This window comes from Promicromonospora sp. NPDC090134 (assembly GCF_044746965.1).
Classification (GTDB): domain Bacteria; phylum Actinomycetota; class Actinomycetes; order Actinomycetales; family Cellulomonadaceae; genus Promicromonospora.
The window spans coordinates 630,431-644,955 of the sequence record NZ_JBIVCZ010000001.1; the positions used below are offsets into that span (position 1 = coordinate 630,431).

Genomic DNA, 14,525 nt, shown 5'->3' on the forward strand with positions numbered 1-14,525 from the left:
GGATGCCGCCCCACGGCCGATCCGGGACCGGGGCTCGGCCGGGACGCTGGGCAGGTGGGCGCCGACCGGGCGCCCAGGGAGAGGGACGGGATCATGAGTCGCAGGGGATCGGCCACAATGTCGCTGCCGCCGCGCGTACGGAAGGCCGTGCTCACCGTGCACATCGTGTCGGCGGGTGCGTGGATCGGCGTCGACGTGCTCGTCGCGGTGCTCGCCGGGACCGGGCTCGGCGGCGGTTCGGACGCCGTCCGCGGGCTCGCCCTGCGCGCCCTCGCCGAGTTCGTGGTGACCCCCATGCTGGTCTCGGCGCTGGTCTGCCTCGCCTCCGGCGTGCTCCTCGGCCTCGCGACCAAGTGGGGGCTGGTGCGCTACTGGTGGGTGGCCGTCAAGCTCGTGACGAACCTGGTGCTGTGCACCCTGATCCTCGTGGCCCTGCGGCCCGGCATGCCCGACGTCGGCGCGGCCGGCGGCGCGATCGAGGCCGGCCAGGTCCCGGCCACGGACCTCTCGTTCCTCGTCTTCCCGCCCGCGGTGTCGCTCACGGCGCTCGCGGTGGCCACCGTGCTGTCCGTGTACAAGCCCTGGGGTCGGGTGCGGGGGCAGGCGCGGCGCGTGCCCACCGGAGTGTCAGAGGCGCGGCCTACCGTTTCCGCATGAGCATCGAGGTACGCAACGCGGATCCCGCGGAGTACGAGGTTGTCGGGAAGATAGTCGCGGCGGCGTTCGCCGCGGACGGGCAGCTCGAGGCCCCGGACTCCGTCTTCTACCGGAACGTCCTGCACGACGTCGCCGGCCGGGCGGCGGCGTCCGACGTCATCGTCGCGCTCGACGACGGCGTGGTGGTCGGCGCGGTGACGTACGTGCCGCGTGGTGGCCCCATGGCCGACATCGCGCGGGACGGCGAAGCGGAGATCCGCATGCTCGGCGTCTCCCCGGACGCGCAGGGCCGGGGCGCCGGGACCGCGCTGATGCGGGAGTGCCTCGCCCGGGCCGCGGGCGGCCGCGACGCCGGGACGCGACGCGTCGTGCTCTCCACCAACACCGTCGCGCACGGCTCGCACCGCCTCTACGAGCGGCTCGGCTTCACGCGCGACCCCGCCCGGGACTGGACCCCCGTGCCCGGCGTGGACCTGCTCTGCTACACGCTCGACCTGTAGCGGCTAGGCGCCCGCGCCAGACCGCGGCCTGCCCGGCCACCGCAGCAGCCCCGACGTGATCGCCACCCCGAGCAGGAGCAGCACCCCGCCGCCGACCTCGGCCGTGTTCGGCACCTCGCCCTGCGCCAGCCAGGCCGCCGTCATGCCGAACACCGGCACCAACATGGTGAACGGCACCACCGCGCTCGCCCGGTGCCGCGCCAGCAGCGTGTTCCAGATGCCGTAGCCCACGAGGCTCGCGAGCCACGCCGTGTAGAGGGTGGACAGCACGGCGGCCCAGGTCGGGTGCGTCAGCGAGTACCCGACGGCGGCGGGCCCGTCCAGCACGAGCGCGAGCGCGAGCATCGGCACGGGGACCACGAGCGCCGACCACACCGTCATGGACAGGCCGGCCAGCGGCGTCGGCCGGGCGCCGGTCGCCTGCGTCGCCGCACCCAGGCGCCGGACGATCACGTTGCCCGTGGCCCACGACGCCGCGGCCCCGAGCGTGAGCAGGAACGCGAGGCCCGGCGTCGCGGCCGACCTGCCCAGCCCGACGATCACGAGCCCCACCGCGCCGAGCAGCACGCCCACGAGCTGCGGCGGCGTCGGGCGCTCGCGGAGCGCGACGCTCGCGAACAGGACCGTGAGGACCACCTGCGCCTGGAGCACGAGCGAGGCGAGGCCGGGCGGCATGTCGAGCCAGATCGCGGTGTACATGAGCGCGAACTGGCCGAGGCTGAGGAACAGCCCGACCACCAGCACGTCCTTCATCGGCACCGCCGGACGGGGGACCAGGAAGATCGCGGGGACCAGCACCACCACGAAACGGATCGCGAGGAAGAGCACGGGCGGCACGTCGTCGACGCCGATGTCGATCGCGAGGAAGTTGGTGCCCCAGATGATCATGACGAGCACGGCGAGGAGCGAGTGGCGCAGGGGCATGGCGTCATCGTCGGCCGCGCCGACCCGGTGCGTCCATCGCGTATCGCTGGCTGATTGTTCAGCGGCGCTGAACGGTGGCCGGGCCGTGACTACGTACTTTCCCGATCTTGTTCCACCGAGCGGGTGAAAAGTAGCGTCGCGGGCAACGGGAGACACATGTTCGCGAAGGAGCGACCGATGCGTACCACCAGACACCGCACCATCCGCAGCACTGTCACGGCGACCGCCGCCCTGACCCTGGTCCTGTCCACCTCGCTCGTCGCCTCCGCGGCGACGCAGAAGGTGCCCGACGGCGGTTCCGCCCCGTCCGCGCAGGACGTCGCGCCCGCCGCCGTCGGCGCCCTGACCTGGTCGGACGAGTTCGACGGCGCCGCGGGCAGCGCCCCCAACCCGGCCAGCTGGAACCAGGAGACGGGTGCGGGCGGCTGGGGCAACAACGAGCTGCAGAACTACACGAGCTCGCGCGACAACTCGGCCCTGGACGGGAACGGGAACCTCGTCATCACGGCCCGCCAGGACGGGAACGGCGGGTACACGTCGGCACGCCTGACCACCGCCGGCAAGGTGGAGCCCACCTACGGCCGCGTCGAGGCCCGGATCAAGATCCCCCGGGGCCAGGGCATCTGGCCCGCCTTCTGGATGCTCGGCGGCCAGATCGACTCCGGCGTCCCGTGGCCCGACTCGGGCGAGATCGACATCATGGAGAACGTGGGCTTCGAGCCGCACATGGTGCACGGCACGATCCACGGCCCCGGCTACTCCGGCGGTAGCGGGATCGGCGCGGCGTACACCCACCCGCAGGGCTGGTCCTTCGCCGACGACTTCCACACCTTCGCGGTGGACCGGGCGCCCGGCCGCATCACCTGGTCGGTCGACGGGAACGTCTACCAGACCCGCACCACGGCGGACACCGGCGGCAACCCGTGGGTCTTCGACCAGCCGTTCTTCATGCTGCTGAACGTCGCGGTGGGCGGCAACTGGCCCGGCTACCCCGACGGCACCACGCAGTTCCCGCAGCAGATGGTCGTCGACTACGTGCGCGTCTACGACCAGGGCTGACCCGCTCATCAGGTGTCAGACGTACAGGTCACAGGAGGGACCTGTGCGTCTGACACGTGGTGGTGGGCCCACGTCGTAGACTGGCGGGGCGCTCCGGCGCCCAGAAACCTACCCCGCACGCGAGGAACTACATGACCGCGCCCGCGTCCCAGGCACCCTCCCGCCCGACTCCCGCCGTTCCGAGACTGGACACGGTCGAGGCCGCCGCAGCCACCCCTGACGAGGTGCAGCCGTACGGCGAGCTCGGACTCAAGGAGGACGAGTACCAGCGCATCAAGGACATCCTGGGCCGCCGCCCCACCGCGGCCGAGCTCGCGATGTACTCCGTGATGTGGAGCGAGCACTGCTCGTACAAGTCGTCGAAGGTGCACCTGAGCAAGTTCGGCGAGAAGGTGACCGACGAGATGAAGGAGCACCTCCTCGTCGGCATCGGTGAGAACGCCGGCGTCGTCGACATCGGCGACGGCTGGGCCGTCACCTTCAAGGTCGAGTCGCACAACCACCCGTCGTTCGTCGAGCCCTACCAGGGCGCTGCGACCGGTGTGGGCGGCATCGTCCGCGACATCATCTCGATGGGCGCACGCCCCGTCGCCGTTATGGACCAGCTGCGCTTCGGCGCCGTCGACCACCCCGACACCGCGCGCGTCGTGCACGGCGTCGTCTCGGGTGTGGGCGGCTACGGCAACTCCCTCGGCCTGCCGAACATCGGCGGCGAGCTCGTCTTCGACGGCTCCTACCAGGGCAACCCGCTGGTCAACGCCCTCTGCCTGGGCGTGCTGCGGCACGAGGACATCCACCTCGCCAACGCGACCGGCCTCGGCAACAAGGTCGTGCTGTTCGGCGCCCGCACGGGCGGCGACGGCATCGGCGGCGCCTCGATCCTCGCGTCCGAGACGTTCGAGGACGGCGTCCCCGCCAAGCGCCCTAGCGTCCAGGTGGGCGACCCCTTCATGGAGAAGGTGCTCATCGAGTGCTGCCTCGAGCTGTTCTCGGCCAAGGTCGTCGAGGGCATCCAGGACCTCGGCGCCGCCGGCATCTCCTGCGCCACCTCGGAGCTCGCCTCCAACGGTGACGGCGGCATGCACGTGGACCTCGACGACGTGCTGCTGCGCGACCCCACGCTGAACGCCGGCGAGATCCTCATGTCGGAGTCGCAGGAGCGCATGATGGCCGTCGTGCGGCCCGACCAGCTCGACGCGTTCCTCGCGATCACGGGCAAGTGGGAGGTCGAGACCGCCGTCATCGGCGAGGTCAACGGCTCCGGCCGTCTCACGATCGACCACCACGGCCAGCGGATCGTGGACGTCGACCCCAAGACCGTGGCGCACGAGGGGCCCGTGTACCACCGGCCCTACGCCCGTCCGGCCTGGCAGGACGGCCTCCAGGCCGACACGACGACCGCCGCGGGCCTCGCCCGGCCGGCGTCCGGCCCCGAGCTGCGGGAGACCGCGCTGGCGCTGCTCGCCTCGCCCAACCTCGCCTCCAAGGCGTGGGTCACCAACCAGTACGACCGCTTCGTCCAGGGCAACACGGCGCTCGCCCAGCCCGACGACGGCGGCGTCGTGCGCGTCGACGAGACCACGGGCCTCGGCGTCGCGCTCGCGACCGACGCGAACGGCCGGTACGGCAAGCTCGACCCGCGCGCGGGTGCGGCGCTGGCGCTCGCCGAGGCCTACCGGAACGTCGCCACGGCCGGCGCCGAGCCGCTGGCCGTGACGGACTGCCTGAACTTCGGCTCGCCGGAGCACCCGGACTCGATGTGGCAGCTCGTCGAGGCGATCGAGGGTCTCGCGGACGCCTGCCAGGAGCTCGGGGTCCCGGTCACCGGCGGCAACGTCTCCCTCTACAACGGCACGGGCGAGCCGGGCCAGATCGACTCGTCGATCCACCCGACCCCCGTGGTCGGCGTGCTCGGCGTGCTCGACGACGTGAGCACCGCGCTCTCGTCCGGCTGGCAGACCGAGGGGCTGTCCCTCCTCCTGCTCGGCACCACGCGCGACGAGCTCGACGGCTCGGCGTGGGCCGACGTCGTGCACTCGCACCTCGGTGGCGTGCCCCCGCAGGTGGACCTGGCCGCCGAGAAGGCGCTGGCCTCGGCGCTCGTCGAGGCGCGGCGCGGCGGCCTCGCCGCCGCCGCGCACGACCTGTCCGAGGGCGGCCTCGTCCAGACGCTGATCGAGGCCTCGCTGCGGTTCGGCGTGGGCGCGTCGGTGGCGCTCGAGGGCGTGACGGGCCGCGACAAGGTGGACCCGTTCGTGGCGCTGTTCTCGGAGTCGACGGGCCGCGTGGTCGTCGCCGTCGACCCGGAGCACGAGGGCGAGCTGACCCACCTGGCCGAGGACGCCGGCGTGCCGGTGCTCCGCCTGGGCACCACCGGCGGCGACGCCGTGGTGGTCGAGGGCCACTTCGAGCTCCCGCTCGACGAGGCCCGCACGGCCCACGAGGGAACCCTCCCGCGCATCTTCGGCTGATCCGAGGAGCCTTGACCAGCCGCTGAGATCTGTCGGCTGGTCAAGGCTCTTCCGGGCAGCCGATAGGGTCCGGGGGTGCGATTTGTCCGTGGCCTCATCTCCCTCGTGCTCTGGATCATCGCGATCCCCCTGCTCCTCGTGGCGCTCGCCAGGGTGCTCCCGTTCGACAACGTGGTGCCCCTGCCCCAGCTCGTCGCGTTCACGCCGTGGGCCACGCTCGCGACGCTGCCGCTGCTGATCGTCGCGCTGTTCTCGCGGCGCTGGGTGCTGACCTCGCTGCTCGGGCTCTCGTTCGCGGGCTTCCTGTTCTGGATGGTGCCCTTCTTCATGCCGCCGGAGACGTCCACGGCGGCCGACCCGGACGACGCGGGCACGCTGCGGGTCATGACGGTGAACGCCCTGTACGGGCGGGCCGACGCGGAGACCGTGGTGGGGCTCGTGGAGTCCCAGAACGTCGAGGTGCTCGCGGTCCAGGAGCTCACGCCCGACTTCGAGCGGGCCCTCGCGGACGCCGGCCTCGACGAGCTGCTGTCGCACAGCTTCACCGTCCCCGCCGAGGACACCCCTGCGGGCAGCGGGCTCTGGTCGACCACCGAGCTGACCGACGTGGAGCAGATGAGCGGCACCACCTTCGCGATGCCGTCGGCCCTGGTCGACGTGGGCGGCACCGACGTCCGCGTCACCGTGGTGCACCCGTACCCGCCCATGCCGGAGGACGTCACCACCTGGCGCACCGAGCTCGTCGAGCTCACGGAGAAGGTCCACGGGGACGAGACGCCGCAGATCCTGGCCGGCGACTTCAACGCCGGCTACGACCACGCGACGTTCCGCGACCTGCTCGGCTCGCGCTTCGTGGACGCGACCCGCGAGTGGGGTGCGGGTCCGACCGTGACCTGGCCGGAGGGCAGCCGGGTGCCGGCGCTCTTCGCCCTGGACCACGTGGTGGTGGAGAAGGACATGCCCGTCTCCGACGTCGTGTCCATGCAGGTCCCCGGGACCGACCACCGCGCGCTGGTGGCGACCGTCGTCGTCGAATAGCACAGCGACACCGCGCGGGGAGCGCGGAACCGGCTTATGTTCGCAGTTGTGCCCACCCGTCAGATGCGCCTCGCGCCCGCTGCTCCCGACGACGTGAGTGGTGCCCTCGCGGCTCTTCGCGCCGAGGTCGGCCTGCCCGCGATGTTCCCGCAGGACGTGCTCGAGGAGGCCCTCGCGGTCGCCGGGCACGACGTCTCCGCCGGCCGGACCGACCGCCGCGACATCGCGTTCGTCACCATCGACCCGCCCGGTTCCAAGGACCTGGACCAGGCGGTCCACGTGGAGCAGTCCGGCGAGGGCTACGTGGTGCACTACGCCATCGCGGACCTGGGCGCGTTCGTGGTCCCGGGCGGTGCGATCGACGGGGAGGTGCACCGGCGCGGCATGACCGTCTACGGGCCGGACGCCCGCACGCCGCTCCACCCGAAGGTCCTGTCCGAGGGCGCGGCGAGCCTGCTGCCCGAGGAGGACCGTCCGGCCGTGCTGTGGACGGTGACCCTCGACGCGCGCGGCATCATCAAGGGCGCCGCGCTGGAGCGCGCCTACGTGCGCAGCCGGGAGCGGCTCACCTACGCCGAGGTGCAGTCGACCCTCGACGCGGGCACGGCGAGCGAGTCGTTGCAGCTCCTGGCCGACGTCGGCCGCCTCCGCCAGTCGCTGGAGCTCGCACGCGGCGGCGTCTCGCTGTCGGTTCCCGAGCAGGAGGTGGAGCGGCGCGAGGACGGCACCTACACGCTGTCGTTCCGGCGCAACCTCCCGGTCGAGGAGTGGAACGCGCAGATCTCGCTGCTCACGGGCATCGCAGCCGCGCACCTCATGCGCGAGGCGGGCGTGGGCATCCTGCGCACCCTCCCGGAGGCCGACCCGCGCGACCTGGCCCGGCTGCACCGCACCGCCCGCGCGCTCGGCATCGACTGGCCGGACGACCTCCCGTACGCGCGACTCGTCCCCACGCTCGTCTCGCGCATCCCCGAGCACGCGGCGTTCCTCAACGAGGCGACCACGCTCTTCCGCGGGGCCGGCTACGTCGCCTTCGGCATGCCGGGGCCCGACGGCGCCGTCGTGCCGACGCCCGAGAACACCCGGCACGCCGCCATCGCCGCCGACTACGCCCACGTCACGGCGCCGCTGCGCCGGCTCGTGGACCGGTACGCGACCGAGGTCTGTCTTGCCGTCTCCGCCGGCACCCCCGTGCCCCCGTGGGTGCTGGAGGCGCTGCCCGCCCTGCCCGGCGTCATGGCCGAGACCGGCCGCCGCGCCTCGTCGTTCGAGCGCGAGTGCGTGGACATCGTCGAGGCGTCGCTCCTCGCGGACCGCCTGGGCGAGGAGTTCGACGGCGTGGTGGTCGACGTCGACGAGCAGGACAAGGAGCTGCAGCGTGGTGAGGTCGTGCTGCGCGACCCGGCGGTGCGGGCGCGCGTGGTGGGTCCCGCTCTGCCCCTGGGCGACGAGGTGCGGGTCCAGCTCGCCGAGGCCGACGTGGCCGAGCGGCGCGTGACGTTCACGCTCGGCGGTCCGCTGGCCGGCCGGGCGGCGAACACCGCCGGCCGTGGGGAGCACCGCGCCGGAACGGCCGGAGCTGCCGGAGCGGCCGGCGCGCCCGAGCGGGGCGGACGGCGTGCAGCCCGGCGCGCCTCGGCGGGCACGAGCGGCCCGGCCGCCGCCCCGACGCCGTTCGCGGCGCCGGGCGACGGGGCGGCCCCCGTGCCCGAGGCGGCCGTGGAGCCGCGGCAGGCGCGGCGCTCGCAGGCGGAGCCGCGCCCGGAGCGCCTGGTCTCGCCCGAACCCCTGCTCTCGCCCGGGCCCCTGCTCTCGCCTGGGCCACTGCCCCAACCGCAGCCGCTGTCCGAACCGCAGCCCCGCCCCGCGCCGCAGCTCCGGTCGCGGGCGGAGCGCCGGCGCTGGTCGGAGCCTGAGCCGGAGCGGGTGGTGGGCACCGACCCGTGGCAGCGGCCGGAGCCGAGCCCCAGCCCGCAGCCCCGCCCGGTCCCACGGCCGCGTCCGACACCGCAGCCTCGTCCCGAGCCCGCACCGCCGCAGCCGCAGCCGCCCGCTTTCCGGCCGACGGTGTCCGAGGTCCCCCGCCGCGTGCGGCGTGCGGACTACCCGCCGATCAGCCGCCCGGTCCGGCCCCAGGTCCGCGACGAGATGCCGCTGTCGGAACCCTGGCCGCGGCACTCGCCGGCCGCCGGGCCGCGGTCGCAGCCCGTGCCGGCGGTGCGGACGGGCGGCCTGCCGCGCGTCGTGCAGGTCGCGAGGTTCCCGTCCGTGTCCTCGCGCGAGCTGCCGATGGTGGTGGCGGCGGACCTGCTCGCGGTCGAGGGCCCGACGCCCGACGTGTACCGGTACTGAGGCGACGGTCGGCCATACTGACCCCATGACCAACGCTGTTCCTGGTGTCGCCTGGCGCGCGGGCGCTGTCCTCGACGACGTGGCGGGCGAGGACGTCCGGACCCGGCCCGGCGACCTCCCGGTGGTGCGGTAGTGCCCCCGCGGCGCCGGACCGACCCGGTGGCCGGGCGCGCCGCCGTCGCCGTCTGGGCCCGGGGCGAGGCAGAGCGCAAGGACGTGACGACGGCCGTGCGGTTCACGCTGGAGGAGCTGGCCGAGGTCGCACCGGGGAACTCCGTCGAGGTGCGCGTGCCGCCCGCCGGCGCGGTGCAGGTCGTGGCCGGGCCCCGGCACACGCGCGGCACCCCGCCGAACGTCGTCGAGACCGACCCGGAGACCTGGCTCGGCCTGGCCACGGGCACCGTCACCTGGGCGGACGTCGTCGCGGACGGACGGGTGCGCGCCTCGGGCGACCGCTCCGACATCTCGCACCTGCTGCCGCTGACCGCCGGACGCCGGGCGGCGTCCGGGTCGGGCGGCGAGCCGGGGTCTCCGGCCGTATCCGGGTGAACCGTGCGCCGGCGGCGTGTACCGGGCAGCGATGTCGGTGACACCCGCTAGCCTCGCGTCGATCTCGTGGCTCGGCCGCGGGCAGGTTCACCCGGTGCCGGGACCTCAGTTTTCCCGGCGGGTGCCCGACCGTAACCGCCGGTTCACGAGGCAGTGATTGGTTGGTGCCGCTCGTGCCGGACCGCCTGCGCAACTGACGCGCGCCCGGCCGCGGCGATGCCGCCGAGCACGTCGTCCAGCAGCAGTGCACTCCAGCCCGGCCCTCGGTCGGCTATTGCAGAAGGAGTCAGCGTGAGACCCAGCACGCTCCGGTCCCCGCGACCGCACCCCCGAACCCGTGGGCGAGCCGCCGTCGCCGTGGCACTCTCCGCGGCGCTCACCGTGCCCGCGACGGCGGCCGTCGCCGCGCCCACGGCCACCGCGGACGGCCCGGACTCCGGGCACGTCGTCATCAGCGAGGCCTACCTCGTGGGCGGCAGCTCCGGCCAGCCGTACCGCAACAAGTTCGTGGAGCTGTACAACCCGACGGACGAGCCGGTCAGCGTCGACGGCTGGTCGGTCCAGTACAAGTCCGCGACGGGCGCGTCGTTCTCCGGCGTCACCGCGCTGAGCGGCACCATCGCCGCCGGCGGCCACTACCTGGTGCAGGGCGCCTCGAACGCGGCCAACGGAGAGCCCCTCCCCACGCCCGACGCCGTCGGCAGCCTCAACCTGAGCGGCACGGCGGGCGTCATCGCGCTCGCATCGCAGGCCACCGCCGTCACGCCCGCCAAGGGCGCCGTGCCGGCCGAGGGTGCCGCGGGCGTCGTCGACCTGCTCGGCTACGGCACCGCCGACACGTTCGAGACCGCCCAGGGCCCGGCCGGCCAGGGCACCGGCGTGGTCGGGTCGCTGGAGCGCACGGGCGACGCGGGCGACAACTCGGCGGACTTCGTGTTCGGCGCCGAGGTGACCCCCACCAACGGCGAGGGCTCCGAGCCCGAGCCCAGCCCCAGCCCGTCCGTGCCGACCGAACCCGGCGAGGTCACCCCGATCGCCGAGATCCAGGGCACCGGTGACACCAGCCCGCTGGTCGGCGACACGGTCACGACGCAGGGCGTCGTCACCGCCGTCTACCCGACGGGTGGCTTCAACGGCCTCTACCTGCAGACCGCCGGTACCGGCGGCGGTGCGGACCCGGCGCCCGGCGCGTCGGACGCCGTCTTCGTGTTCTCGGCGGCGGCCGCAGCCGACCTCTCGGCGGGCGACCACGTGGAGGTCACCGGCGTCGTGTCGGAGTTCAACGGCCTCACGGAGCTCACGCCGTCGTCGGGCGGCTGGAGCGTCCTGGACGAGCCCGCGACGGTCGAGCCGACCGTGACCGCCTGGCCCGCCACCGCGGCCGGCCGCGAGGCGCTCGAGGGCATGCTGCTCGCGCCGCAGGGCGAGTTCACGGTGACGGACAACTACGACACCAACTACTACGGCACGGTCGGGCTGGCGGCCGGCGACAGCCCGCTGGTGCAGCCCACCACGGCGGGGCGCCCCGGCTCGGCGGAGTACGACGCGCAGGTCGCGGACAACGCGGCGCGCGCCGTGCTGCTCGACGACGGCTCGTCCACGAACTACAACTCGACCGCGAACAAGTCGAAGCCGCTGCCCTACCTGACCGGCGGCGCGCCGCTGCGGGTGGGCGCGGCCGTCACGTTCACGCGTCCGGTCGTGCTGGACTACCGGTTCGACGCGTGGAGCTTCCAGCCGACGTCGCACCTGACGCCGGACGTCGCCGACGCCGTGCAGCCCGCGACCTTCGAGAACACCCGCGAGGGCGCGCCTGCCGAGGTGGGCGGCGACCTGGAGGTCGCGACGTTCAACGTGCTGAACTACTTCAGCACCACGGGCGACGAGCTCACGGGCTGCACCTACTACACGGACCGCGCGGGTGATCCGGTCACCGTCTCGGGCGGCTGCGACGCCCGCGGCGCGGCCGAGGAGGAGGACCTGCAGCGGCAGCAGACCAAGATCGTCGCGGCGATCTCGGCGCTCGGCGCGGACGTCGTCGCGCTGCTGGAGATCGAGAACACCGCCTCCCTGGGTGGTCCCCGTGACCAGGCCCTGGGCGACCTGGTGGACGCGCTGAACGCCGCAGAGGGCGCCGGCACGTGGGCCTACGTGGCCTCCCCGGCCGAGGTGCCCGACGCCGAGGACGTCATCCGCAACGCCTTCATCTACCGGACCGCCACCGCGGAGCCGGTCGGTGACTCGACGATCCTCGTCGGCGACGAGGCGTTCCAGAACGCCCGTCAGCCGCTGGCCCAGACGTTCCAGCCCGCGGACGGCGCCGCCGGCGCCGGTGACGACGTCGTGGTGATCGCCAACCACTTCAAGTCGAAGGGCTCCGCCGGACCGTGGCCCGGCGACGCCGACCAGGGCGACGGGCAGGGCGCCTCGAACGAGTCCCGCACCCGCCAGGCGACGTCCCTCGTGGCGTTCGCCGAGAACCAGGCCGCCGCGGCCGGGACCGACAAGGTCCTGCTGGTCGGTGACTTCAACTCGTACGAGCAGGAGGACCCGATCGAGGTCCTCACCGAGGCCGGGTACACCGACCTCGGCCCCACCACGGGCGAGTACTCGTACAACTTCGACGGCATGGTCGGCTCGCTCGACCACGTGCTGGCCTCCCCGGCCGCGGCCGAGGCCGTGTCCGGTACGGACATCTGGAACATCAACGCGTACGAGCCGGTGGCGAACGAGTACAGCCGCTACAACTACAACGCGACGATCCTCTACGACGAGACGCCCTTCCGGTCGTCCGACCACGACCCCGTCCTGGTCGGTCTTGACCTGGGCGACACCACGACCGAGCCCGGCTCGGTGGACCTGGACCTCGTGGCCATCAACGACTTCCACGGCCGCATCGACACCAACACGGTGAACTTCGCGGGCACCGTGGAGGAGCTGCGGGCGCAGAACCCCGAGGGCACCGCGTTCGTCTCGGCGGGCGACAACATCGGCGCCTCGTTGTTCGCGTCCGCGCTGCAGCAGGACCAGCCCACGATCGACGTGCTGAACGCGCTCGGCCTGAAGACCTCGGCCGTGGGCAACCACGAGTTCGACCAGGGCATGTCCGACCTCACCGGCCGCGTCACCGACGCCGCCGACTGGGACTACCTCGGCGCCAACGTCTACGACGAGGCGACGGGGGAGCCCGCCCTGCCCGAGTACCAGGTGGTCCCGGTGAACGGTGTCGACGTCGGCTTCGTCGGCGTGGTCACCGAGGAGACCCCCACGCTGGTCACGCCCTCGGGCATCGAGGGCCTGGAGTTCGGCGACCCGGTCGAGGCGCTGAACCGCGTCACCGACGAGCTGCTCGACGGCGACGCCGCGAACGGCGAGGCGGACGTGGTCGTGGCTCTCGCGCACGACGGCGCGAGCGCGGGCACGCCCGACGGCGCCACGCTGGAGGAGGAGATCGCCGCCGGCGGTCCGTTCGCCGACCTGGTGCAGCAGACCGACCCGCGCGTCGCGGCCATCTTCACCGGCCACACGCACAAGCAGTACGCGTGGGACGCCCCGGTCCCGGGTGCGGAGGGGGAGACCCGGCCGATCATCCAGACCGGCAACTACGGCGAGTTCCTGGGGCACGTCTCCCTCACCGTGGACACGGAGACGTTCGACGTCACCGACTACGCGGTCGAGAACGTGGCGCGCACGGCCACCCCGGCCGCCGAGCTGATCGCGACGTACCCGGCGGTCGCCGAGGTCGACTCGATCGTGGACGCCGCGCTGGCCGAGGCCGAGGAGATCGGCGCGCAGCCGGTCGGCAAGGTGACGGCTGACGTGACCACGGCGTTCGCGGGCGGCTCGTACACCGACGGCGGCTACGCCGGCGGCAACCGGGACGACCGTGCGTCGGAGTCGGCGCTCGGCAACCTCGTGGCGAACTCGCTGCGTGACTCGCTCTCCGCCGACGAGCGGGGCGGCGCCGACATCGGCGTCGTGAACCCCGGCGGCCTGCGCAACGAGCTCTACTTCGGCGAGGACGGGATCATCACCTACGCCGAGGCCAACGCGGTGCTGCCGTTCGTCAACAACCTGTGGACGATCACGCTCACGGGTGCGCAGCTCGACACCCTGCTCGAGGAGCAGTGGCAGACGGACGCCAACGGCAACCGGCCGTCGCGCCCGTACCTGGCGCTGGGGCTGTCCGACAACGTGTCGTACACCACGACCACGGCCGACCCGAACGCGACGCCGGGCGACAACGTCTCGTCGATCACGATCGACGGCGTGCCGGTGGACCCCGCGGCGGAGTACCGCATCGCGACGTTCTCGTTCCTGATCTCGGGCGGGGACAACTTCCGGGCCTTCACCGGGGGCACGGACGGTCGCGACTCGGGTCTGGTGGACCGTGACGCCTGGATCACGTACCTGAAGGACTCGTCCCCGGTCACGCCGAGCTTCGCCCGCACCCGCACGGTGGCCTCGGCCCTGCCGGGCACGGTCCAGGCGGGCGCGGCGACGACGGTCGGCCTGTCCGGCCTGAACCTGACCTCGCTCGGCGCGCCGCAGAACACGGGTGTCGAGACGTTCCTGGTCCCGTCGGGCGGCGCGCCCGCGGACGGCGTCTCCCTCGGCGCCGGCACGGTGACGAACGGCGCGACATCGACGTCGGTCACCATCCCGGCGAACACGGCGGCGGGGCAGTACCAGCTCGTGGTGCAGGCGTCGCCGTCGGGCACCACGGCCCGGCTGCCGATCACCGTCGAGGCCGCGGAGCCCGAGGAGCCCGAGGCTCCCGCGTGGGTGCCGTGGAAGCTCTACTGGTGGGGTGACACCGTCTCCTACAAGGGCAAGGTCTACGAGGCGACCCGGCCGACGATCCTCCAGATCCCGGGCTTCGGGAAGCACAGCCCCTGGAAGCTGATCTCGCCGAAGTAGAACCAGGGCGAGGTAGAACTGCAGCGAGGTAGAACGGCAGCGCACCCTTCACCGG

9 protein-coding genes are annotated in these 14,525 nt (G+C 73.3%); 8 read left to right on the forward strand and 1 reads right to left on the reverse strand.

Features of this window, described 5'->3' with window-relative positions; translation table 11 throughout:
• Positions 1-93: 93 nt before the first annotated feature.
• Both ACIPN7_RS02755 and ACIPN7_RS02760 read left to right on the forward strand, forming a co-directional pair.
• On the forward strand, positions 94-657 hold the full coding sequence (locus ACIPN7_RS02755) for a hypothetical protein (protein WP_400537751.1): 564 nt from the start codon (positions 94-96) through the stop codon (positions 655-657).
• A complete protein-coding gene (locus ACIPN7_RS02760; RefSeq protein WP_400537753.1) occupies positions 654-1,157 on the forward strand; it encodes a GNAT family N-acetyltransferase in 504 nt (167 codons plus the stop codon). The genes ACIPN7_RS02755 and ACIPN7_RS02760 overlap by 4 nt, the downstream gene beginning before the upstream one ends.
• Before the next feature lie 3 nt (positions 1,158-1,160).
• On the opposite strand, the gene ACIPN7_RS02765 is transcribed toward ACIPN7_RS02760, so the two are convergent.
• Positions 1,161-2,081, reverse strand: a complete 921-nt coding sequence (locus ACIPN7_RS02765; protein WP_400537755.1) for an EamA family transporter — start codon at positions 2,079-2,081, stop codon at positions 1,161-1,163.
• Positions 2,082-2,258: 177 nt separating this feature from the next.
• Between ACIPN7_RS02765 and ACIPN7_RS02770 the strand changes: the two genes are divergently transcribed.
• The 6 genes from ACIPN7_RS02770 (at position 2,259) to ACIPN7_RS02795 (ending at position 14,470) form a co-directional block, all read left to right on the forward strand.
• Positions 2,259-3,140, forward strand: coding sequence for a family 16 glycosylhydrolase (locus ACIPN7_RS02770; RefSeq protein ID WP_400537757.1), 882 nt, complete (start codon positions 2,259-2,261; stop codon positions 3,138-3,140).
• Between the two features lie 131 nt (positions 3,141-3,271).
• Positions 3,272-5,611: a phosphoribosylformylglycinamidine synthase subunit PurL gene (gene purL / locus ACIPN7_RS02775; protein WP_400537759.1), complete on the forward strand. Its 2,340-nt coding sequence runs from the start codon at positions 3,272-3,274 to the stop codon at positions 5,609-5,611.
• A 75-nt stretch (positions 5,612-5,686) separates the two neighbouring features.
• Entirely contained in the window at positions 5,687-6,649 is a 963-nt protein-coding gene (locus ACIPN7_RS02780) for an endonuclease/exonuclease/phosphatase family protein (RefSeq protein ID WP_400537761.1), read from the forward strand.
• Positions 6,650-6,697: 48 nt separating this feature from the next.
• Entirely contained in the window at positions 6,698-9,001 is a 2,304-nt protein-coding gene (locus ACIPN7_RS02785) for an RNB domain-containing ribonuclease (RefSeq protein WP_400537763.1), read from the forward strand.
• A 132-nt stretch (positions 9,002-9,133) separates the two neighbouring features.
• The gene (locus tag ACIPN7_RS02790; protein WP_400537765.1) at positions 9,134-9,550 is read left to right on the forward strand and encodes a sterol carrier family protein; all 417 of its coding nucleotides are present in this window, start codon (positions 9,134-9,136) and stop codon (positions 9,548-9,550) included.
• Between the two features lie 357 nt (positions 9,551-9,907).
• Complete coding sequence (locus ACIPN7_RS02795) at positions 9,908-14,470, forward strand: ExeM/NucH family extracellular endonuclease (protein ID WP_400539140.1); 4,563 nt, start codon at positions 9,908-9,910, stop codon at positions 14,468-14,470.
• Positions 14,471-14,525: the final 55 nt, after the last annotated feature.